13 protein-coding genes are annotated in these 23,052 nt (G+C 45.5%); 4 read left to right on the forward strand and 9 right to left on the reverse strand.

Annotated features, from left to right (window positions below; genetic code table 11):
- Positions 1-202 precede the first annotated feature (202 nt).
- From K339_RS0106560 to K339_RS0106590, 7 genes are all read right to left on the reverse strand, one after another.
- Positions 203-2,485: a glycoside hydrolase family 127 protein gene (locus K339_RS0106560; protein WP_028522901.1), complete on the reverse strand. Its 2,283-nt coding sequence runs from the start codon at positions 2,483-2,485 to the stop codon at positions 203-205.
- A 131-nt stretch (positions 2,486-2,616) separates the two neighbouring features.
- The gene (locus tag K339_RS0106565) at positions 2,617-4,293 is read right to left on the reverse strand and encodes a glycoside hydrolase family 43 protein (protein ID WP_028522902.1); all 1,677 of its coding nucleotides are present in this window, start codon (positions 4,291-4,293) and stop codon (positions 2,617-2,619) included.
- Between the two features lie 29 nt (positions 4,294-4,322).
- A complete protein-coding gene (locus tag K339_RS0106570; RefSeq protein ID WP_028522903.1) occupies positions 4,323-6,794 on the reverse strand; it encodes a glycoside hydrolase family 95 protein in 2,472 nt (823 codons plus the stop codon).
- A 388-nt stretch (positions 6,795-7,182) separates the two neighbouring features.
- Positions 7,183-8,994, reverse strand: coding sequence for a RagB/SusD family nutrient uptake outer membrane protein (locus K339_RS0106575; protein ID WP_028522904.1), 1,812 nt, complete (start codon positions 8,992-8,994; stop codon positions 7,183-7,185).
- Between the two features lie 6 nt (positions 8,995-9,000).
- On the reverse strand, positions 9,001-12,474 hold the full coding sequence (locus tag K339_RS0106580) for a TonB-dependent receptor (protein WP_028522905.1): 3,474 nt from the start codon (positions 12,472-12,474) through the stop codon (positions 9,001-9,003).
- A gap of 202 nt (positions 12,475-12,676) precedes the next feature.
- Positions 12,677-13,747, reverse strand: a complete 1,071-nt coding sequence (locus tag K339_RS0106585; protein ID WP_028522906.1) for a FecR family protein — start codon at positions 13,745-13,747, stop codon at positions 12,677-12,679.
- Between the two features lie 75 nt (positions 13,748-13,822).
- Positions 13,823-14,407, reverse strand: coding sequence for an RNA polymerase sigma factor (locus tag K339_RS0106590; protein ID WP_028522907.1), 585 nt, complete (start codon positions 14,405-14,407; stop codon positions 13,823-13,825).
- A gap of 201 nt (positions 14,408-14,608) precedes the next feature.
- Here K339_RS0106590 and K339_RS0106595 point away from each other — a divergent pair, with 201 nt between their 5' ends.
- A complete protein-coding gene (locus tag K339_RS0106595) occupies positions 14,609-16,075 on the forward strand; it encodes an MFS transporter (RefSeq protein WP_028522908.1) in 1,467 nt (488 codons plus the stop codon).
- A gap of 102 nt (positions 16,076-16,177) precedes the next feature.
- Positions 16,178-17,197: a glycoside hydrolase family 43 protein gene (locus K339_RS0106600; RefSeq protein WP_028522909.1), complete on the forward strand. Its 1,020-nt coding sequence runs from the start codon at positions 16,178-16,180 to the stop codon at positions 17,195-17,197.
- Positions 17,198-17,336: 139 nt separating this feature from the next.
- Here the strand turns inward: K339_RS0106600 and K339_RS0106605 are convergent, their stop codons facing one another.
- The gene (locus K339_RS0106605; RefSeq protein WP_028522910.1) at positions 17,337-18,023 is read right to left on the reverse strand and encodes an NUDIX hydrolase; all 687 of its coding nucleotides are present in this window, start codon (positions 18,021-18,023) and stop codon (positions 17,337-17,339) included.
- Positions 18,024-18,210: 187 nt separating this feature from the next.
- On the opposite strand from K339_RS0106605, the gene K339_RS0106610 reads away from it, so the two are divergent.
- The gene (locus K339_RS0106610; RefSeq protein WP_028522911.1) at positions 18,211-19,194 is read left to right on the forward strand and encodes a metallophosphoesterase family protein; all 984 of its coding nucleotides are present in this window, start codon (positions 18,211-18,213) and stop codon (positions 19,192-19,194) included.
- Positions 19,195-19,409: 215 nt separating this feature from the next.
- Here the strand turns inward: K339_RS0106610 and K339_RS32755 are convergent, their stop codons facing one another.
- Positions 19,410-21,143, reverse strand: a complete 1,734-nt coding sequence (locus tag K339_RS32755) for a PQQ-dependent sugar dehydrogenase (protein WP_037299431.1) — start codon at positions 21,141-21,143, stop codon at positions 19,410-19,412.
- Between the two features lie 367 nt (positions 21,144-21,510).
- On the opposite strand from K339_RS32755, the gene K339_RS0106620 reads away from it, so the two are divergent.
- Positions 21,511-23,028, forward strand: coding sequence for a glycoside hydrolase (locus K339_RS0106620; RefSeq protein ID WP_028522912.1), 1,518 nt, complete (start codon positions 21,511-21,513; stop codon positions 23,026-23,028).
- Positions 23,029-23,052: the final 24 nt, after the last annotated feature.

A 23,052-nucleotide genomic window follows, 5' to 3' on the forward strand; every position in this document is an offset into this window, starting at 1 on the left:
TGTAAGCTAAGTTACTTTAACTATTACCCGCAGATTGACGCCGATTGAAAGTCGCAGATGGCGCAGATTAATGACACTATAAAACCCTTTTTCAGCGAAAATCAGCGTTTTTAATTCTGCGGCTTTCTGCGGGTAAAAAAATAAAGCTATTTAGTTTACACTGTATTAAAAGGTAGTGCGTCTCAGACGCAAACTACAACCTCTACTTCACCAATCTAATCTGAAAAAACCGTGGCGTCGGCCTGCCGTTTTCGGACGTAATTTTTAGCTTAACAAGCTCTTTATCATCGGTTTTTACTGTAATCACTTTGTCTTTTACTGCGAGTACTTCCGCCGCTTGATCATTGATAAAAATACCCACATCCTCCATTTTCAGATTTCCCGAAAAATGAATGTCGAGCGTTTTGCCCGCCAATCCTTTGTTCTGTAATTGATAGGAAATGTACGAACGGGTATTGCGCCAGAAACGGCCGTCGTCGTCGTAGCCCGAGTCGCTTTTTTCGCCTTTGTACGCATGATCCACTTCAGGTTGTTGTTCGCCGCAATTCACCTTGTCAACAGTGCGGGCTTCGAGGGCAAGCGCCTCCGCTTCCTGCTGACGTCGGGTTGCTTTTTGAGCGTCAAAATCGGCCTGCGTAAAGGTCTGGAAATACATTTGGTAACGCGCATCGTGGATTTCGTAGAACGGTTGCAGCGTCAGCGAGTCGAGGGTAAAGGTCAGATTACCAGATGGTTTTATCTTTGAAAGATAAGAATCGGTATTGCCAATCAACGTATATGCTTTGTCGATAGGGTACAGTTTTCCTTTGGTTTCGTGCCCCATGCGGCTGTCGTCGGCAAAAAGGCCCACCAAATCGGCGGTGGAGGTTTTGGCCGCGAGCACAATCGGGCCATGCACAAACGCCGCCCAGTTGGACTGGTCGGGCAGGTATTCCAGATGCGTGGAAGTCGTAAAACGCACCGCTACTCTATCACCCGTTTTCCATTTTCGCTGGATACCGATGTAATGCGAGGGCTGGGTGTTAACAGGATGCGGTTGCCCATTGACCAAAACCTCAACATTTTTCGCCCATTTCGGAGAACGGATTTGCAAGGTAAACGTCTGTGATTTAGCGATTTTCAGTACCAGTTCTGTCTGGTTTTTGTACGGAAACTCCGTACTTTGGGTTAGCTGAATGTTCTTTTCTTTCCAGTTTAACGTGGAAGGAATAAACAGGTTAACAAACAGGTCATTGGCCGAATGGCTGTAAATCAGTTCGCCGTATTTTGTATGATTTTCGATACCCGAACCTACGCAACACCACATGCTGGTTTCGGGCTGCGAATAGACGCGGTAGTGATTGGGACGAATGGGCGTAAAATACACAAAACCACCCTTTTGCGGATGTTGACTCGACAGGATATGGTTGTAGAGCATCCGTTCGTAAAAGTCAAGATAAGTCGGGTCGTTTTTATCCAGAAACAGGGCTTTACTCAGTCGCAGCATGTTAAACGAATTGCAGGTTTCGGGGCCCTGATTCGATTTTAGCATCGAGCTGAAATCCGTGGTTGGGTTGAAATGCTCGCGCACGCTGTTTCCGCCAAAGGCAACGCTGCGGGTTTGGGAAACATTCTGCCAGAAAAAACGCGCCGCTTCCGACCAGTCTGCATTCCCCGTCAATTGCGCAATCTTCTCAAAACCAATCACTTTCGGAATCTGCGTGTTGGCGTGCAGCCCCGTCAGTTTATCCTGTTTTTGTAGTAGTGGATTCAGAATCGCGCGGTGCGAAATCCGCTGGGCCGTTTCAAGGTATTTTTTCTCTTTTGTCAGGATATACAAGTCGGCAAAAACTTCGTTCATCCCCCCGTGTTCGGTGCGGAGAATTTGTTGAATCTGGTCGTCCGAAAGCGGCTGTATGAGTTCGACAAACCAATTCCCCAAACCAACCAATACCTGTTTAGCCTGCTGATTTCCTGCAAATTCGTAGGAATCCCGTAAGCCTGCAAACAGCTTATGAATGTTGTAGAGCGGCACCCATGTGTTGTTCAATCCAAAACTGCTACCGTCGATATCACCTTTGTGAATCCGCTCCCAAAATACTTTTCCCTGCGGAATCCCACCTACGTACCCATTCCCGTTTTTCGCCTGGCACTGAGCCAATTGGTCGATCATGTAGTCGAGTCGCTTTTTCAGTTCGGCATTGCCTGTCGAAGCGTACATCATGGCCAGTGCCGACAGGTAGTGCCCGCCGATGTGACCGTCCAGTCCTGAGCTTTCCCAGTTGCCGTAGCGTTCGGCTTTCAGGGGCAAGCCCGCGTCGATGAGGTACGGTGCCAGCAGTTTGTCAGGGTTCAGCGACAGAATGTACCTGAGGTCAACGTCCTGCGCGTTTTTGAAGGCACCGCTGGTCACCTTTACCTCCTGAAGGGTAAACGGTTGCATCTGCGCCAGCGCTGAAACGCTGCATAGAAAAAGGGCGGCAATATGGGCAAGGAAAGGTTTCAAAACAGAAGCTTTATTAGAATCCTTGGAAAGGTTTGAGACCTTTCTAAGGGTCACAGATTTATTTCAATACGGCATCATTCCGCTGTATTTAATCCTTGGAAAGGTTTTGAACCTTTCCAAGGGTCACAGATTTATTTCAAGACAGCATCATTGCCGCTGTATTTCAGGAATTTAAACGAGGCTGAGTTGTCTGATTTTTCGCCCGACGACGTAGCATACAACCCATACACACAACCAATAAAACTGTTGGCCACTTTCGTACTCAGGAACTTACCGTCCACCTGATCTTTTACCAGTTTCCAGTTCTTTCCGTCGGTCGAGTAGTAAAAACTGTAAAGCGCGCCTTCTGACTGAATTTTGAAAAACACCTTGGCCACAGAAGCCTCCAAGGGTAGTTCGGTCACTAACTCAACCGTCTTGTCTTTGCTCTTAAAAAGCTGCACAACCGCTTTGCCGTTGCTTATTGATTTGGCCAAAAAGTAGAAATGGCGTTCGTCCTGAAACGTAACCAGTCCCGCTTTTTCATTGTCGGTTTTGGGTGAAAAACTTACTTCCGTTTCGGCAGTACTCGTCAAATGCTGCTGGCGTTTTCCGACAAACGACGGGTTACCTGCTTCCGAAATGGTTTCAGGTTTGAGTTTGAAGGTCAAGCCATTAGCCTTAGACGTCTTGAACGAACTGCTGTCCACCGTTCTCAGGAAAAGCATCGATAAATCCAGCCCTTTGTCAAAGGTCATGGTGTAGGCAAAATTGCCGTTTTGCGGTAACGCGCCTTTCTGTTTTACCTCTTTAATGTTGGTAGCGTATTTGTATTCAATGGCTTTTTCGCCGTGCTCAATCATCGGCCAATCGTTCACCCACGTGAGCGGAGCAATGAACATTTCGCGGCCTGTGTTGTAAAAATCACCTTCGTACGGACGAACCGCGAGAAAAATGGAGTACCAGTTGCCATCAGGGCCTTCGATAAACTGCGCGTGCCCCGCCGACGTAATCGGATTCGGACGGTCGGCAGGTAAACCGCGCTGCGTCAGGACAGGGTTGCCCTCAAACGGCACGTACGGCCCCCAAACGTCGCGGCTACGCAAAGCCACCTGCGAGTGATTGACGGACGTTCCGCCCTCGGCACAGTAAAGAATATACCAATCGTTGCGTTTCAAAATGTGCGGGCCTTCAATCCAAACTGGTTTTTTGGAAATGTCCACCCCACCGTTTATCAATTGTTTTTGTTCTCCGACGGTTTTTAAATTTTTGTAATCAAACTCATACATTCGCACGGTGCGATGACCCGGATAAAGCGGCTTATTATCAGGCGCATCGCTGTTGTAAACGATATAGGCTTTATCGGTAGCTTCGTCAAAATAAATGGATGGGTCGATGCCCCTGACTTGCGGAAGTTTCACGGGGTTGCTGTACGGCCCCGCTGGATTGGTGGCCGTCACGACAAAGTTGCCATCGTGGTCAATATCCGTACAGGTGACGTAATAAACGCCTTTGTAATAAGCAATGGCAGGGGCAAACAACCCGCGCGTCATGCGCTCACCCATAAAGTCCATTTGCGACGGACGGCTGATGACATTGCCGATTTGTTTCCAGTTTTTCAGGTCGCGGCTGTGCATGATGGGCAGCCCCGGAAAGTACGAAAACGTGGAATGAACCGAGTAATAATTAGGCCCGACCTTGACGATGCTCGGGTCGGGATAAAAACCCGTCAAAATGGGATTATTCAGGGTAACTTTCTGAGCCTGAGCTACAAAACCAAAAGCTACCAAACAAGCAATACAAAAGGTGGTAAGTGCGGTTTTCAACATAGTATAGTTAAGATATTCTGTTAATCAGCTTATTGCGCCACAAAAACGTACGTTTTTCCTGCCTGCGTCGGCAGATCATACAGCACTGTTTCTTTCAACGAAAGCGGGGTCAAACTGGCTTTCGCTGAAAGGACAGGTGCGGGTGTTTTTTGGGTTAGATAGAACATATTCGGATTCTCACCAGCGGCAGGCTTGAGCCCACTTCCGTTGGTGAGTTTGAGGGCGTTTGGTGTACGAACGCGCAGGTTGCCGCCCAGTGCCGATTTTATGGTTAGTTTGACGAGTTTGCCGTCTTTCCACTGCATGTCTGTCACCTCAAAACCGCCGATAGCCCGCAAACCGCCCACGCTACCCGTAGGCCAGACATCAGGCAGGGCAGGCAGCAGGTGTACTGCTCCGTCGGTGCTTTGCATGAACATTTCGGTAATGCCCGACGTACAGCCAAAATTCCCGTCAATCTGAAACGGCGGGTGTGCATCAAACAGGTTATTATAGGTTCCGCCGCCGTCTTTGGTGACGCCTAGCGGGGTTAACTGATTCTGAATGAGGGCATAGGCATGGTTACCATCCTGCAACTTTGCCCACCAGTTTACTTTCCAGCCCATGCTCCAGCCCGTTGACACGTCGCCACGGTGAATAAGCGTTGTGCGAGAGGCATTGAACAACTCGGGCGTGCGGTAAGCAGAAATCTGGTTGGATGGAAACAAACCGTACAGATGCGATACGTGGCGGTGGTGATCGTTCGGGTCATCCACGTCGTCGAGCCACTCCTGCAACTGACCGTACTGACCTACGTGCATTGGTGCCAGTCGCCCGCGCAATTGTTTAAGGGTATCGGCAAAAGCGGCGTCTTTTTTCAGGATTTCCGTCGCCCGAATCACCGTACTGAAGGCATCAAACACAATCTGGTTGTCCATCGTCGTACCCGCATCCAGCGACGAACCATCGTGGGCTTTCGGGGCATTTTCGGGCGAACTACCTGGGTTGATTACGAGCCATTTGTATTTGGGATGTTCAATCAGAAAATCAGCGTAGAAAAGCGCCGCCCCTTTCAGAATGGGGTAGATTTTTGTCAGATAGGTTTTATCACCGCTGTATAGATAATGTTCCCACAAATGCTGGGCAGTCCATCCGCCGCCACCGAGCCACATTCCCCAGAAAGCGCCGTCGATAGCACCCGTTGCCCGCCAGATGTCGGTATTGTGGTGCGCCATCCAGCCACGGGTATGGTACATTTCGCGCGCCGTTTGCTGACCTGTTTCGGACAACTCCGTTACCATTTTCAAAAACGGTTCGTGCAGCTCCGACAGGTTGGTTTTCTCGGCAGGCCAGTAGTTCATCTGGGCATTGATGTTGATGGTATATTTACTGTCCCACGGCGGACGCATTTTGTGATTCCAGATGCCCTGCAAGTTGGCAGGCTGCCCCGATTCGCCGTTGCCCGATGGCTGTGAAGACGAAATCAACAGGTAGCGACCGTATTGGTAATACAGCGTAACCAATTGAGGGTCATTAACTGAACGGAAATTTCTAAGCCGTTCATCGGTCGGGAGCTTTGCGGCTTCCGTGGTGCTGAGGTCAAGTTTTACCCGATTAAAATAACGCTGGTAGGCCGCAACGTGCTGGGCCAACAAACTAGCGTAAGGTTTGGGATAGGCTTTGTTTAAATAACTGTACGCACGGGCTTTCTCATCGCCCGAAACGTCTTTATAGTTGACGAAATTGGTCGCAATCGAAATATAAATCGTAACCGACGTAGCGCCTTTTACAGTCAAGCTGGTATCGTTGGCCGCTACTGTACCGCCGTTGGTTTTGAGCTTTGCAATACCCATGTACTTCACCAAACCTTTTACCCCTTCGTGGTCAGAGGTAGGGCCCGCGATGGTCAGCTCGTTGCCATTGGCGCTGATAACGGGTTTGGCCTGCGGCGTTGTGTACGAGGCGCGGAACGAAAGCGCATTGGGCTGGCTCGTTGTCAGCTGCACAACCAACACACGGTCGGGCAATGACGCAAATAGTTCGCGCGTGTAGGTAACGCCGTTGACCGAGTAACTGGTTTTAGCCACCGCCCGCTCAATATCGAGGTCGCGGTAGTAGTTGGTGTAGTTATCGTGGCCGTCGAACGTAAGGTGCAGGCTACCAACGGGCTGAAACATCTGCCCGTGCGATTTTTTGGTAATGATGGTTTTGTTGGCCAACTGCTCGGCCGCTTTTTGTTTACCGTCAAAAATCAGCTGGCGGATTTCGGGCAGCGAAGCCCACGCGTCAAGGTTATCGTTACGGTTAGGGCTTCCCGACCAAACGGTGTGCTCATTCAGCTGAATTGTTTCGCGGCCAACGTTCCCATAGACCATTCCCCCCAAACGCCCGTTACCAATAGGCAAGGCATTTTCCCAAATCGTCCCCGAGGGTTTGTTGTACCAGAGTTTGAGGGTTTTCGCTTCCTGAGAGAAGCCCCAATAGGGCAAAAACAGCAAATAAATTACAAATAACTTTCTCATTAACAATCAATTATCCACAAAAAATTAATATTATCTATTCCAACCTATTATCACTTTTGCATAAACGTGTCATTTTTACACATTTTTAAACAAAAAAAGAGGCAAAAGGTAGAATTACCTTATAACTACTAAAGACAAAATGCTATATTTTTCTAATAAAAAACACAGAAAATAATTGACATTAAAAGATGTAAGCGGCAAATGCCACTTACATCTCAGTCGTTCCATCTATCTATTATCCTATTTCTCTACTTTTATTTTAGCACAAATACCTACAAAAAGTCAGGGCTAAAGCCCCGCATCACTGTTTTAGTCGATAACCCCAGCCTAAAGGCTGGAGTTAGAACATTTTAAGCAACTATTGGATAGCGGCTAACATTGCTTTGACCTAATAACCAGGATTTTGCGGAAATTTAGGCCCTTCCACCGTACGGTCTATTTGCGATTGAGGTATTGGCCGTAAAACATGAAAATCTTTTACATACGGCCCCGCCTCACTATTCCAAGCTTTTATACGTCTTACCAAGGTTTTGGTTCGAACTAAGTCGTGGTATCTCATCCATTCACCAAAAAACTCTCTGCTTCTTTCATCCAAGATAAAGTCAATTGTGACATCATCGGCAGCAATCGCCATGGCAGTTGCTGCCGCCGTATTTTGCGCCGCCGTGTTGGTCTTTCGATAAGCAGCTCTTTGACGAACGACATTGAGCAATTCAGCCGCTTTGGCTTTATTACCCGACATCAAATACGCTTCCGCGCCAATCAGATATACTTCAGAAAATCGAGTAATGACAACTGGGCGAGTGGATGGGTCGTTGAAATTAGTGCCACGGCTCGGATCCATGTGTTTCTTAATAGCAGGATACAAATTGGCATTCCACGTACTCGGAGGAGCTATGATTCCTTTAAAGGGTCTTGTTCCGTTAAATTGCGGAGCACCTACCACTTCATAATCTGTAATCCACACAGCGGTATCAATACCGACTTGCATGGTATAGCCAATACCACGTTTGTTATTAGCGGCTGTCGCTGTATTTGTTACCGCAGTATTAGAAATGTACGTCGTGTAGAATGTATTGGCAAATCTTGAGTCAACATCTCTTTTGACAAATGCTTGGTCAAGAAAATAATTTTTGCCTGTGCTTTCTCCCGCTGTTTGTTTCACACTGTTTGGGCGAATACGGGCGTATGGGCGGCCATAGTATGAATCACGGATCATGCCTGAGGTGCCAGAGTTTACCAATACTCCAGAAGCATTTACAAAAGAATTGAGTCCGCTGTTGTTCGGATAATTCCAGTTGGTAAACCAAGGCGTAAGGTTTTGAGCATCCCCACCACTGGCTCCACCTCCTACGGTATAATAACCAAACTTAGCATCATTTGAGTGATCGCTAACAAACATTGTTTCTTTCCCATAGTCGTTTGCAGGCACAAAAGCATCGCCAAAATCCTGCCAAAGGTCTAAACCATAGGTTCCCTTCGCGGCAATAAGATCATTCGAAATTTTTGCTGCTTCCGCAAAATCTGCCTGCGAATTTGTCAGCCAACCACGGGTCAGGTAGGCTTTTGCCAAGAAAAATAAAGCCACAGGTTTGGTCGCAGCCTTTCCTAAGAATGGAGCGGTTGGCTTATCGGGCAAAGCAGCAGCGGCCTCGGTTAAGTCTTGAATAATCAACTTATATACCTCTGTTGCGGGGTCTCTTTTGGCACTTTGTGATGGAACCGTAATAAATTCAGTACTCAACGGAACATCTCCCCATGTTTGCACCAAATAAAAATACCAGAAAGCTCTCAAAAACTTGGCCTGTGCTAAATATTGTTTTTTTGTTGCTTCTGGCAGGTCAATACTCTGTCCATATTTCAATACACCGTTGATGGTATTGATTGCCACAAAAGACGTCCCCCAAGCCGAGCCGAAATTGGTACTATTGAGACCGTTGTAGGTATGTATCGGACCGCCACCACTGCTGGCACCCTGAATAAATTCGTCGGTACCAGCCTGCATTTCGGAAGAAAACCCTTCGGTGCCCCATTGGTTTCGGATTAGATTATATACGCCAGCAATCCCACCCAGTACCCCAGCAGAACTATTAAAGTAAGAGGGGACAATTTGCGATTGCGGATGCTCTTCCAATATTTTCCCGCAACTCAAGCAGAATAGTAAGGTAAAAGCAAGGATTGAACTATGTATCTTTTTCATCTTGAATTAAAATTTAAGATTTAAACCCATCGTATATTGACGAACTGGAGGATTGTTTAAGTTGACCGTCACAAAGCGGTTGAAATTGCCTCCTTGAATGGTATTCCCATAACCGTTTCCTTCAGGGTCAACCGCCAATTTGGCTTTTACCAGTGGCGAGTAAATGATGAAAGGGTTCGTAGCGTTTAGGTAAATGCGAGCAGAAGAAATCCCCAATCTGGTGAGGGCTTTTCCACTGACAGTATAACCTAAGTTGATACTTCTCATTTTGATGAAAGAACCGTCTTGGTACGAAGTAGTAGAAGTAAAGTTACGCACACCACCCCCTGCATCTGGTCGAGGGAAAGCATTGGTTGGGTTTTCTGGGGTCCAGTAATCCATCACCAATTGGTTAGAACGTCCTTGGTTAAGGAATCCAAATCCAGAACCACCACCCGAAGTGCCTGATAAATACGGCACTACTACTTTCATTCCCATGCGGGCGAAGGTAACGATAGATAAGTCAAAACCTTTGTAGTTGAATCTGTTGGTTAGGCCACCTTCCCATTTTGGTTGAAAATTGCCAATAATCTTGCGGTCATTGGCATCAATCACCCCATTGTTATCAACGTCTTCTACTCTGATTTCACCTGGAATCTGTACTGGCGACGTTTGTTTTTTCAACGTGCCATTATCCAAATCCGCTTGTTGCCAGATACCAATCTTATTGTAGTCGTAAATGACGGTCAGCGGTTGTCCAACAAACCAGAAGTTTCCTTTGTTGTCTAACTCGGTCGGTGTGGTAAGCTGCGTGATTTTTTCACGGTTAAAGAAATAGGTCACATCAGCGCTCCAATTAAACCCACCCTTATTTCTGAAAATATCAAACGTTAACGAAGATTCAAACCCCTTTCCTTCGGTTCTTCCTAAGTTTTTCAGGGTAGAGTTGGCACCGTTACTTTCTGGCAGGTTGACCGAAAGCAAAATGTCTTTCGTTTTTTGGAAATACACGTCAAATGTGCCCGTTATGCGGTTGTTAAACAAACCAATTTCTAAACCAACATCTGTCTGAGCCGTCGATTGCCAACCCAAATTAGCCGCTGGAAGACTGGTAACGGTATAAGCAAGCACTTGACCTGCGGTTGTTGTTCCAAAGTTGTAGTAACCCGTTGAAAGTGCTCCTAACGTAGCATAAGCACCCACGTTACGGTTGCCCGAAATACCCCAACCACCTCTCAATTTTAAGTTAGAGAAAACGGCTAAATCCTTCATAAATGGCTCTTCGATGACATTCCAGCTTAAACCAATGGCGGGGTAATTGAAGTATTGATTAGCGGGAGACAAGGTCGATGAACCATCTCTACGGAACGTTGCCGTCAAGGTGTATTTATCATTGAACGTATAGTTCAATCGGGCCATGTAAGAAAGCAGACCCGTTTCTGAAAAGGAATTGCCGAAGTCTGTAGGTGCAACGGGCGTTCCAGAAGCCAGCGCAAAATTGGCAGTTTTAATGTAATCAGCAGGAACTCCCCTTACCGTGAATCGACTACCCAGCGAGTGATTTTTGGTATATTCATAGAGCCCAGTCAAGCCTATTCTATGTTTTCCAATGGTTTTATCATAATACAGCAAATGCTGCATATTTACGTCCCAATACTCCGTATTTCTAATTTCGGCGCTTGACACACTTTGGTCAACGCCTGTATTGACGAATGTATTTGGCGGGCCGTAGCCATTAAAACCAGTCTGGCTGTAGTTCAAACCAACGTTGAACCGATACCGAAGGCCATCCAAAATGTTGACTTCGGCGTACAAACTATTGAATGTTCTGATGGCACGCTCTCTCGAAAGAATATCGTTGCCGCGAGAAATGAGGGTAAGTGGGCTTACTGCCTGTGCCTCAATGGTTCCGCGTTTAGGGTTCAGAAGTACTGTGCCGTCATCATTGTAGGGTTTGATGAGTGGCGATAAACGCACCAACTCCGTCGGAACGCCCCCACCCGCAGGATCATTTCGGTACGTAAGGGTGTTGAGCGTATTTAAACCTATTTTCACTCGCTTGCCAATTTTTTGATCTATGGTAGCACGGATATTCATACGCTGAAAATTTTGATTCGGCATAATACCCGTTTCATTAAAATAACCAAGGCCCAAGCTGTATTGGGTATTTTCTACGCCACCCTGCAAGCCAAGTTGGTGACTTGTGTTAAAGCCCTGTTTGTACAATAAGTCTTGCCAATTGGTAGAAACGCCTGCGGCGAGGTTGGCCTTTTCTTCTTCTGTAAGTGGATAGGCCGTTGTCCCTGCACCTTGGGTGTTCAGTGCCGCCGATTGCTCTTTGAATTTGGCGTACTGCTCGCCGTTCATGACGTTGTATTTGCCCATGATGTTTGTCACGCCGTGGTAACCATCATACGTCAACACTGGCTTGCCCGTTTTCCCTCTTTTTGTAGTAACCAAGATTACCCCTCCAGCTCCTCTTGAGCCATAAATAGCCGTTGCCGATGCGTCTTTCAAGATTTCAAGATTAGCAATATCGTCTGGATTAATGTCATTCAATCCTCCAAACGGAATCCCATCTACTACTACCAGTGGGCCATCAAGTCCGTCACCGTTACCCGTCGTAAGGGAGCGGTTTCCGCGAATACGAATCGTTGCCTGACTACCAGGCGTAGAGCCGTTACTCACAATAGAAACCCCCGCGGCACGGCCTTTGAGCTGGTTCAAAAGGTTGGGAGCAGGTACTTCTTTCAAGGTTGCTTCGTTTACGGACACCACCGAGCCAGTAATGTCTCTTTTGCGCTGCGTTCCGTAACCTACTACCACCACTTCATTGAGGGTCTTGTTGTCGGCCTCTAAACGAATGTTGATGATTTTTTGCGCACCTACTGCTACCTCTTTGCTAACATAGCCGACGTACGAAAAAACCAACACCACGCCGTTGGCATCAGAAAGTGACAGTTTATAGTCGCCGTTGGCATCGGTACTGGTTCCTTTCACCGTCCCTTTTACCTGAATGCTTACGCCTGGTAATCCTTGACCATCGTCTCCTGTGACACGCCCTGCAATGTCAATTAGCTTGATGTCGGAGACACTCGCTGCTTCCGCAGATTTTTCTTGGGCGGGTGTGGACGGCGCAGGCAGCCGTTTGATCAAAATTTGTTGTCCTACTACTTCGTAAGTAAGGTTGAGCGGGGTCAAAATGTGCTCTAATACGCCAAAAAGCTCTTCATTATTGGCTTGATAAGTGATTTTACGCTTCGATTGTACAACTTCTCGACTAAACAGAAATTGCACTTTTGCTAGTTTCTCAATGCGTTTGATAATCACTTCAGCATCTTGATTCTGGGCCGAAAAACTAATGCGGCGGTTCAAAAACTCTTGCGCTTTGCTATCGTGGGCAAAACTTATTTTGAAAAATAAGAGCACAAGCAAGAACTGAAGACCTGAAATTTTCATAATCCTAATCCAAACGTTGTGTTTAAATAAATGGGAATCCATACATTTGTTCGTTTTGTTGTTTTTTGGTAGAAATGACAAAAACAATTGCTCGCCTTAACGGCTAAATGTGTCTGGTAAACACATTTCAGAGTAGTACTAGCGATAGTGTTGGGAGCACTATCGCTTTTCTTTTTTGGGGAAAAGGAAAGTGATAGAATCTAACTCATACGTTTTAATAGATAGGTTAAAGAAAGAACAACAACTAATTACAGCCTTGGCTGTGAATAGTCACTTTATCATCAACGACTTCATAGGTTGCTTCAATGGTAAGACAGATTAATCGGATTTTTTCAAGAAATGGTACATCATTAAGTTGCCCCGTAAACGTACATGATCGTAGTTTTTCGTGGTCGTACTGAATCGGAAGGTGATATGCTTCTTGCAATTGGCTAAAAATTTCCGAAACGGGCGCAAACTCATACGTAAACTGTTGATTGACGATGGCTGCGGGGTTTTCGGCTACATTATCGCTCGTTTTTTGAATGACTTCATTGGTTTTGGTGACAATACTGAGTTCTTGGTGTTCAATCAGATAAGTTGGTTTATTGGGTGCTGCTACCGACGTAACCGCCACTTTCCCCGATTTTACTTTTACCAACGCCACGGTTTCTCCTTCAAAAGAACGCACTTGAAAACTCGTCCCCAATACTTTGGTAGTGAGACTATTGGTATAAACAAAAAATGGTTTTTGGGCATCTTTGGCTACTTCAAAAAAGCCTTCGCCTTGCAAAAACACTTCTCGTTTGGTTTTACTTATTACTTTCCGAAAACGAACACTACTTCCCTGCGACAATACGACCGACGAATTATCGGGCAATAAAACCACCATTGGCTGCTGACTCGTATTATTTACCAACGTCCACTTTCCTTCCTCCAATGCCTTTTCTTCACTTCTGGACGTTAAGGTAACCTCTTGCGGCTTAGGCAGGAATTGGTACCAAGTGGCTAGTCCAATAACAATCGCCGCCGCTACCCAGCGTACCCAGGTCCAGCCCAGTAATGGTTTGATATTATCCAAAGATTCATCGGGAATTGAGGCCAAAATTTGGTCTGCCTTTAGGGCAACTTCGTCGTCTGTGAGATTATCCTCTTTACCTTCAATCAGTAAGAAAGCTGCAACGGCCTGTTCGTACAAATCTCTTTTTTCGGGATACACTTGAAGCCATTCTTCCCAAAACCAACGGTCTTCCCGACGTCTCTCCTTCATCCATCGTTGGAAGACCTCATCGTCGAGCAGCTCGGTAACAGAATGGGGATTGGGAAATGATTTCATTTGGTACTTTTCTACTATTTTTAATGATAGTATGAAGATACCCAAACGAGATACCCTAATGAAGGTTAAATTTTTTTAGAGGAAAAGACAAATGAGCCAATAAAGGGGAGCAACCAACCAACGGCTACGCAATTTGGTCAGTGCTTTTTGTAGAAAATTAGAAACCGACTGACGGTTGACATTCATCGTTTCGGCAATTTCTGCCACCGACAGGTTTTCGTAGTACTTTAAATATAGCGCTTCGCGTTCGCGGGCGGGGAGCGTATCTAATTGTCTTTTGAGTTCATTGATTTGAAACAAAGCCACTTCTTCCTGAATAAGAAGCGTTTCAACATCTATTTCTTTTGGCAAAGCCGTGTCCCAATCGGGTTCTTGGTGGGTAAAATGTTTTTCAATCCGTAAAAACTGAATAATGTGGCTCCGCAACGATTTCAGCAGATAATGTTTGACCGAACAGGTGTCATTGATTTGAAGCCGATTTTGCCACAGTTGCAAAAATAAATCCTGAATACAATCCTCGACCGCCGCTTCATCAATCATAAACTTTAGACCATAGCGCCGCAACGTACGATAATAACGCTCGACAATCATGCCAAGCGCCTGCTTATCGCCTTCTCGATATGATTTCCATAGAACATGGTCTTGAACTGAAGAAGTCATAGTGAAATCGAGCTAATATAACCAAACAAAGATTTTTTGTGAATAGTCTAACAAAAGTAATAAAGTTTTATTATCTTATGGTAATTTTTACAATAAGTTGTAATTTATTTTTTTGAGGCTAAAAAAAATTACCAATATATTATAGTAAAAAATACCATAACCCCACTTATGCTTCCAATTAACCTTTAACGGACACTACCAATGAATTCCAGTAATCAGCAACTTTCGGTCATTGAAAAAATCGGTTACAGTCTCGGAGATTTGGCTGCCAATCTCATTTTTCAGACTTTAATGACCTTTTTGGCGTATTTCTACACCGATGTTTACAAAATCCCTGCGGGTACGGCCAGTATCATCATTTTTGTGGGAGGTTTGTTGGGGGCATTTTTTAATGTCTTGATGGGCCTCATTGCTGACCGTACCAACACGCGCTGGGGGAAATTTCGCCCTTGGATTATCTGGACTTCCTTACCTTTTGGAATCATTTCTTTGTTGGCTTTCTCTACACCCAATTTTGGTGACACGGGCAAGGTTATTTACGCCCTCACCACCTACCTCCTACTCGTGATTGTGTATTCGGCCAATAACTTGCCGTATTCGGCACTGAGTGGCGTCATTACGGGCGACATGAAAGAGCGAAATAGCCTTTCGTCCTATCGTTTTGTGGCCGTGATGGTTGCCCAATTTATCATCCAATCGCTACTTCTTCCTTTGGCGCTGTCGTTGGGGCACGGAAACAAAGCCGTTGGGTTTGAAAAAGTGATGCTCTTTTTTGCCATTGTAGGCGTGATTTGTTTTTGGATTACTTTTTTAACTACCAAAGAGCGTATAGTACCGCCCGTTGAAGAGAAAAATTCCATTAAGCAAGATTTGACTGACCTTATTAAGAACAAGCCTTGGGTTATTATGCTCTTGGTGACCATTCTCATTTTTGTCACCTTAGCCCTCAAAGGCGGTATGTACATTTATTATTTTAACTACTACCTCGACCACGCTGCCCAAGCAGCTTACCTCGATTCCATTGGTTTTAACGACTTTATTCGGGGCTTAAATGCCACCATCACGGGTTTAGGCTTAGGGAAGTTTGAGTGGCCCGAAGATGCCCCCACCTCGGCCAACAGCGTTTTTAATGCGGGTGGAATTATTTTTATGATTGTCGGAATCATGTTCTCTAAACCACTGGCCGACCGTTTTGGAAAAAGAAACATCTTCGGAATCTTCTTGGCGCTGTCGGCGCTGTGTTTATTGATGTTTAATTTTTATTCCAAAGACAGCATTGGCCTCGTTTTTTTCACTCAAATCCTCCACGGCTTTACCTACGGCGTGACCATTCCGTTGCTTTGGGCCATGATTGCCGACGTTGCGGATTATTCAGAATGGAAAAACAACCGCCGCGCTACCGCTATTATCTTTTCTGCCATGATTTTTGGCCTGAAAGCGGGACTCAGTATTGGGGGATCAATCGGGGCAGGAATTTTATCAAATTATGGATATGTAGCCGAACAAACCAAACAAACGGCAGGTGCTGTCAATGGTATTAAAATGGCCGTGAGTATTTACCCTGGATTGATTTTTCTCGTAAGCGTCGCTTTGTTGTTTTGGTACGAAATTAACAAAACAATGGAAGTGCAAATTGAGGCTGATTTGAAGGAAAAACGTCAGCGGTGAGGTGTTGGGCTTCTCCGAAAATAGACTTCTCCTTCGTCGAAGTGACAAAAGTTTCGTCGAAGTGACAAAGGTTGATTATAGCAATTAATAAAAAATAAAAAAATGCCAGAAGATAGCATCGAGCACATTGATTTTGAGAAACTTAACGAACGAGCAATTTCGCAACCGTTGGTTTCGCATTTGTTTACGGCCGACCCATCCGCACACGTTTTTGACGGGAAAATTTACATTTATCCTTCCCACGACATCGACGCGGGCATTCCGTTTAATGACAACGGCGACCATTTTGGCATGGAAGATTACCACGTTTTTTCGATGGAATCAGTGAATAGTGAAGTGGTTGACCACGGGGTGGCGCTGCACGTAAACGATGTTCCGTGGGCAGAACGGCAGTTGTGGGCGCCCGATGCCGCGCACAAAGACGGACGCTATTACCTTTTTTTCCCTGCCAAAAACCACGAAGGAATTTTTCAAATTGGGGTGGCCATTTCAAACTCTCCGACGGGACCTTTTGTGGCCGAAAAATCACCAATAAAAGGCAGTTACAGCATTGACCCTGCGGTATTTGAAGACACCGATGGAAGTTATTATTTGTACTTTGGGGGGATTTGGGGAGGACAATTACAAAAGTACCGCGACAACGTCTATGACGCTCAAAATCAAGAACCATTAGCCCACGAAACGGCACTTTGTCCAAAAATTGCCAAGCTAACCGATGATTTATTGGAATTGGCCGAAAGCCCGCTCGATGTTCAAATTTTAGATGAAGCAGGAAATTTGTTGTTGGCTGGCGACAATGACCGTCGCTTTTTTGAAGCGCCTTGGCTACACCGCTACAATGGCAAGTATTATTTCTCGTATTCGACGGGCGATTCGCACTACATCTGCTATGCTACGGGTGATTCGCCTTACGGACCTTTTACGTACCAAGGCCAAATTCTTCAGCCCGTAGTTGGATGGACAACGCACCACTCGATTTGTGAAGTAGCAGGAAAATGGTATCTTTTTTACCATGATTCGAGCCTCTCAGAAGGCGTTACGCACCTCCGAAGCATCAAAATGACGGAGATTTTTTACGATGCCGAGGGAAAAATTCAACCGATTGAACCCTACATCGTCTGACGATGACTCAACAGTCAAACACGGTGGTTCTCAAGAGTTTGGTTTTCGGTCTGACTACCGTCTGACCGTGTACTAAGTCAGACGGTAGTCAGACGATATGCCCGCAAGGTTTTCGGTCTGACTATCGTCTGACCAAGGGCTATACTTCAAACGTAAATCCTTTTTCTAGGAGTTTATTATACACATTTTCGTCGAACCGATACAAGGTGGCGGCGCGGTGCGATACGTCTTGTTGGCGTTCTTGGGTGTCCACCAATAGGTTCATTTTCAGAAATTTCTTTCTAAAATTCGATTTATCTAGTTTTTGTCCTAGAATCGCCTCGTAGAGTTCGAGCAATTGTAAAAGCGTAAATTTTGTGGGGAGCAAATTGAATCCGATGGGTTCGTGCTGGATTTTATGTTTCAAAAAAGCGAGGCAATCTTCAAAAATTCTGTTGTGGTCAAAAGGCATGGTCGGTACTTCTTGGATGTTAAACCAAGACACATCAGCTTCGGTGGGACCTGGATGAAGCTCAAATTTTTCGATATTGACTAAAGCATAATAGCAAATTGTTATGACCCTTCGGGTTGGAAATCGACGAACCTCTCCAAAGGTTTTAAATTGCTCTAAATAGATATTCTCCACGGAAGTCTGCGACGATAAGATTCGGCCTGCGGCCTCGTCGATACTTTCATTGTATTTTATCCAACTTCCTGGCAAAGCCCATTGACCCAAAGTCGGACCGATTCCGTGTTTGACCAAAAGAATGGAAAGTTGGGCATCCTTAAATCCAAAAATAAGGCAATCAATAGACAGGGCGTCTATAATCTCGTCGGTGAAATTCAAGAGGAATGACGGTTTGATGAAACAACTTCATTAATGAGAGTAAAGATAGTACGGCTAATTGATAACATTCCCTTAATTTCCCTTGTTTTATTTTTGGCACAAATAAAAACGTGCTCAATAGGACACTTTCACTTTTAAAACGTATTAAATCCACATTCGTAATTTCTTGTCTAACTTAACCATTTATATGAAAAACAGATTTATTTCCCTGTCTGCCGTTCTTTTATTTATCATCTCTGCCGTTCAGGCCCAAGAATTAAAATTCCGCTCCGACAGCACTTTCCGCATTGTACAATTTACCGATTTGCACTACAAAGCGGGGGCAGAACCTTCCAAAAAATCCATTTCGATGATGCGCACCACGCTCGACGAGCAAAAGCCTGATTTGGTGGTTTTTACGGGCGACGTGGTGGTCAGCGCTCCTACCAAACAAGGATGGGACGAAGTGCTGGAAGTTGTGATTTCGCGCAAGATACCTTACATCGTTACGTTGGGAAATCACGATGACGAAAGCGAAATGAAGCGAGCTGAAGTAGCTGCTTACGTAGCCACAAAACCTTATCTTTTGAATAAAATCCCGTCGATTCCAGGGGTAGATGGTTACTTGAATGCAGCGATTACTGTCAAGGGAAAATCGGGAGCCAACGCGGCGATTCTTTACGCGATGGATTCGCACGCTTATTCAAAAATAAAGAAAGTGGATGGCTACGGCTGGTTTAATCATAATCAAGTTGATTGGTTTCAAAAAACCAGTGCCAAGTTCAAAGAAACCCAGAAAGATACCCTGCCCGCTTTGGCCTTTTTTCATATTCCGTTGCCCGAATACCGAATGGCGTTTGATAACATCAAAAATCGTCGCCGTGGTGTCCGTTACGAAAATGAGTGTCCGCCCAGTATCAATTCGGGGATGTTTGCGGCAATGGTACAATCGGGAGACGTGTTAGGGACGTTTGTAGGGCACGACCACGTAAACGACTATTTGGTAGAGTATTACGGAATCGCCTTGACGTACGGTTGTTTCTCAGGAAGTGAAAACACCTATTTACGCACCAAAAATGGCGCTCGCATCATTGAATTAAAAGAAGGTAAAAAGCAGTTTTCGACCTATATTCGGGAGTTTGACGGGGCTATTTTGTACCCCGTTACGTTTCCATTTGCGACCAAAAAATAAAGAAGATAAAGTGATGGGGTACGAATGGGGCTGTCTCAAAAGCCTAGTATCACCAAATTATCTTCGGCCTCTGTTCAACCTCACCCCCTAAATCCCCCTCTCCTTTCTGGAGATGGGGACTTTTAAAACCCTTCTCCAGAAAGGAGAAGGGTTGGGATGAGGTTAAAACCAGCGAATATTTTGTAACCTATTACTGTTGAGACACCCCATTTTTATTATTTGGCCTTGCGCGAGAAGCCTACTACTTGATAAAGTTTCCCGTCGGCTTTGGTAAAAACATACATTTCGTTGTCTAAACCAACCCCAATGTGTGGGTCAGGCTTGGCGGGAGAAAGCAGTTGAAAAAAGTCGGCGAGTCGGCCGTCAATCAACAGCTCAATTTCTTGAATATGAGCACTTTTCCCTTGGGCAAACTGGGCGTTTTCTGCCAAAAACACCCGTCCATTATTGATGTCCGTAAACACGTATTTGCCTTGTAAATCAGGATTAGCTTTGCCCTGATATACAAACCCTCCCCCAATGGCTTTCCCTTCGTCGTGGTCGTACTGCATGATGGGATAGGTATATCTTTGAGCAGGTTCGTTGGCAGGCAACCGAAACACTTTGTCCATTCGTCCGCGCGGATTAATCACGAACGTACCTTCGCGGTCGGGCCAGCCGTAATCTGCCCCTGCTTTTCCAAGGTTCAACTCTTCGATGTTGGTTTGTCCAATGTCAGTAATGAGCATTTTTCCATCAGGACTCCACGTGATACGGTTGGGATTGCGAAACCCTCGGCAAAATACTTCCTTGACGGTAGTTGGTGAGGTGGCATTGGCAAATGGGTTACTTTCAGGAATACCATAACGACCATTTCGGCTATTTTTTCCGAGCGGGTCGATGCGCAACACCGAACTCCACGCTCCGTTGGTACTATTACAAATGTGAGGAAAACCATTTTCAGAAGCGCCGCCGTCACCAATCCCGATGTACATCAAACCATATTCTTTATCCCCTGCTTTGGCAAGCGGGTTAAAAGTAATCTCTTGCATTCCGTGAATGGGCGAAACCATGTTAATACGAAACAACTCACGCCCTTTTACCGAAAAAGGAATCGTGCCCGAATTGGCGATTTTCCACTCCGTAACCACCCATTGCAAAGTAACTTTGATGGAATCAGCATAACGAAAATCGGCCAAAGCGCTGTTTGCTTTTTCGGTGTGCGTGGTGTATAACAGACCATTTTGGGAAAAATCAGGATGAAAAGCAAAACTTCCCAAGCCCGTAGCTAGCCCAGGAGACGAAATAAACTGAGGCCGCTCTTTACGAATATCTAACGCAACATTCCACTGATTATTAACCAGTTCGTATAAAATTCCTTGTAAGTCCGAAACAAAAACGCGGTCTTTCTGGCCTTTCAAAACAAGCATTTTATTGATACGTGCCAATGGTGCTTTGGGGCCTGTGGCAGGAGCGGTTGAGAGGTAGCGAAGTTGCATTTGCCAACCTTTCTTTTTAATCTTTTCGGGCAGTGGATCTAACACTGCTCCTACCGCTTCTTTGTCGCGGGCTAGTTGTTTTTGATTTTTATGAATAAAAGCCAAAATAGCTTCAATTTCCCCTCCTTTGAGTTGCGTGAAAGGAGGCATCACTTGTTTGTATTCTTCAAAAAGCTTGGTTAGGCGAGCATCTCCACTGGCAAGCACTTCGGGGGCATTGTGAACGACTTTTTTCAGCCAATCGGCGGGTAATTCGGTGGTGGCTCGTTCCAAACTTGGCCCTATTCCTTTTTGAAGGAAATTATGACAAGTGGAGCAATTAGCCTGAAAAAGTTGCTGCCCTTTGGCCAGTGTTTTGGCATCAGTTGTGTATGAAGTTTGGGCAAAAACATTCCATTGGCTCAAGGAAATGGCAAAAAATAGCCAATAAGAACTCTTTTTAAAAAAGGGTGTGAGGGGTTTTTGAAACATATTATGAACAGATTTCTTTAAAAAGGAAGCAGAAGCAGGTGCATACTCAACTGGATTGAATGGGCTTCGTTTTCTGTAAAAATCCAGGTTAAACTCATTAAAATATAGAGTGGCTGTTCATTGCTCCAGAGGAGCTAAATCTTCGTAGAAAAATGCATCAAAGCCCCATCGGGGCGGCCGACGCTCGGTGAAAGATGTCACCCCGATGGGGCTTTTGGGGGGCCTTCACCCCTCTTTTTCTACTAAGATTTAGCCTCCCTGAGGCTACTTTTTTAATACGTTTAACCTGATAAAAATTTAATTTGCCAGAAATATTGAGGAGACTCTACTTAGCGGTAAAAACTTACTTCTTCCTACTTATAGGGATATGAAACCTATTCTGTATGTACTTGCTTTGTTTTGCTGGCTAACGAGTTATGGCCAAAAAGAAAAACCCCTGGATTTGGCTGTTCAAATCGTCATAAATCCCAGTGTTACGTACCAAACCATCGAGCATTTTGGGGCATCCGATGCCTGGTCTTGTCAGTTTGTAGGACAGTGGCCCGATGCCAAACGCAATGCCATCGCCGATTTGCTATTTAGCCGAGAAATGTCGCCCAACGGACAGCCAAAAGGCATTGGGCTTTCGCTTTGGCGCTTCAACCTTGGGGCTGGAACAACCGAACAAGGCGCCAACAGCGGAATCAAAGACGAATGGCGGCGGGCTGAGTCTTTTTTACGACCCGATGGCACCTACGATTGGGACAAACAGGCGGGGCAACGCTGGTTTTTAGAAGCAGCTAAACAGCGAGGCGTGTCTTATTTTTTGGCTTTCCCCAACAGTCCTCCCGTTTCATTGACAACCAATGGCAAAGGTTTTGCTACCAATAAAACCCCTAACCTTAGCCCCGAACGATACGACGATTTTGCGGATTTTATGGCCCAAAGCTTAAAAGGAATTCAAGCCAAAACGGGGGTAAGTTTCAACTACATCAGCCCTGTCAACGAACCACAGTGGGATTGGAGCGATGGAGGCCAAGAAGGAACACCCTTTTACAACCAGCAGATAGCGGGTATTTCTCGTGCCTTAAACAAAGCCTTGGTAAACGCTAAGTTATCGACCCAAATCAACGTTGCGGAAGCAGGTCAACTTGAATTTTTATATTCTGAGCACGGTCGGGCAGGCAAAGGCAATCAAATTCAGGCATTTTTTGACAAAAACTCTCCCGATTATCTTGGCGATTTGTCACAACTGACGCGGGCTATTTCGGGGCATAGCTACTTTACATCTTCGCCCTATGACAAGGCGGTCAACGTTCGTAAACAAGTAATAACCGAACTGAACAAGCAGCAAGCGTTACGCTACTGGATGTCGGAATATTGCATTTTAGGGGACAACGGTGGCGAAATTAATGGCTCAGGAAAAGACCTTGGCATGAATCCTGCGTTGTACGTGGCAAAATTGATTCACAACGACCTGACCCATGCCAACGCGACGGCCTGGCATTGGTGGCTGGCCATTTCACCCTACAATTACAAAGATGGCTTGATTTACATCGACAAAAACAAAACTGATGGCCATTTTCAGCCTTCCAAAATGCTGTGGGCGTTGGGGAATTACAGCCGATTTATCCGTCCAGGAGCCGTTCGAGTAGATGTGACGTTAAGCCAAACCAACCAAGCGTTGTACGTATCATCTTATAAAAATACCGATGGGCGATTGGTAACCGTACTTGTCAATGCGAGTGATATTCCAGTCGCTATACAACCTAACGTAACTTCCAAAAAACGAACCCGCTGGGAAGCATTTACGACTTCCGAAAGCGAAGACCTTCACCCAACATCTATTTCTTCAAAACCATTGATAATCAAAGAAAAAAGCATTGTTACGTTGGTGGAAAAGTAGTCTTTAAGCCAATAACAAAGCCCT

This window comes from Runella limosa DSM 17973, from assembly GCF_000482465.1.
GTDB lineage: Bacteria > Bacteroidota > Bacteroidia > Cytophagales > Spirosomataceae > Runella > Runella limosa.

Excerpts from the sequence above, each read along its gene's own strand:
- K339_RS0106580 (WP_028522905.1), bottom strand. The coding sequence starts at position 12,474 with ATGGATTCCCATTTATTTAAACACAACGTTTGGATTAGGATTATGAAA.
- K339_RS0106575 (WP_028522904.1), bottom strand. The coding sequence starts at position 8,994 with ATGAAAAAGATACATAGTTCAATCCTTGCTTTTACCTTACTATTCTGC.
- K339_RS32755 (WP_037299431.1), bottom strand. The coding sequence starts at position 21,143 with ATGTTTCAAAAACCCCTCACACCCTTTTTTAAAAAGAGTTCTTATTGG.
- K339_RS0106620 (WP_028522912.1), top strand. The coding sequence starts at position 21,511 with ATGAAACCTATTCTGTATGTACTTGCTTTGTTTTGCTGGCTAACGAGT.
- K339_RS0106570 (WP_028522903.1), bottom strand. The coding sequence starts at position 6,794 with ATGAGAAAGTTATTTGTAATTTATTTGCTGTTTTTGCCCTATTGGGGC.
- K339_RS0106595 (WP_028522908.1), top strand. The coding sequence starts at position 14,609 with ATGAATTCCAGTAATCAGCAACTTTCGGTCATTGAAAAAATCGGTTAC.
- K339_RS0106565 (WP_028522902.1), bottom strand. The coding sequence starts at position 4,293 with ATGTTGAAAACCGCACTTACCACCTTTTGTATTGCTTGTTTGGTAGCT.
- K339_RS0106610 (WP_028522911.1), top strand. The coding sequence starts at position 18,211 with ATGAAAAACAGATTTATTTCCCTGTCTGCCGTTCTTTTATTTATCATC.
- K339_RS0106590 (WP_028522907.1), bottom strand. The coding sequence starts at position 14,407 with ATGACTTCTTCAGTTCAAGACCATGTTCTATGGAAATCATATCGAGAA.
- K339_RS0106600 (WP_028522909.1), top strand. The coding sequence starts at position 16,178 with ATGCCAGAAGATAGCATCGAGCACATTGATTTTGAGAAACTTAACGAA.
- K339_RS0106585 (WP_028522906.1), bottom strand. The coding sequence starts at position 13,747 with ATGAAATCATTTCCCAATCCCCATTCTGTTACCGAGCTGCTCGACGAT.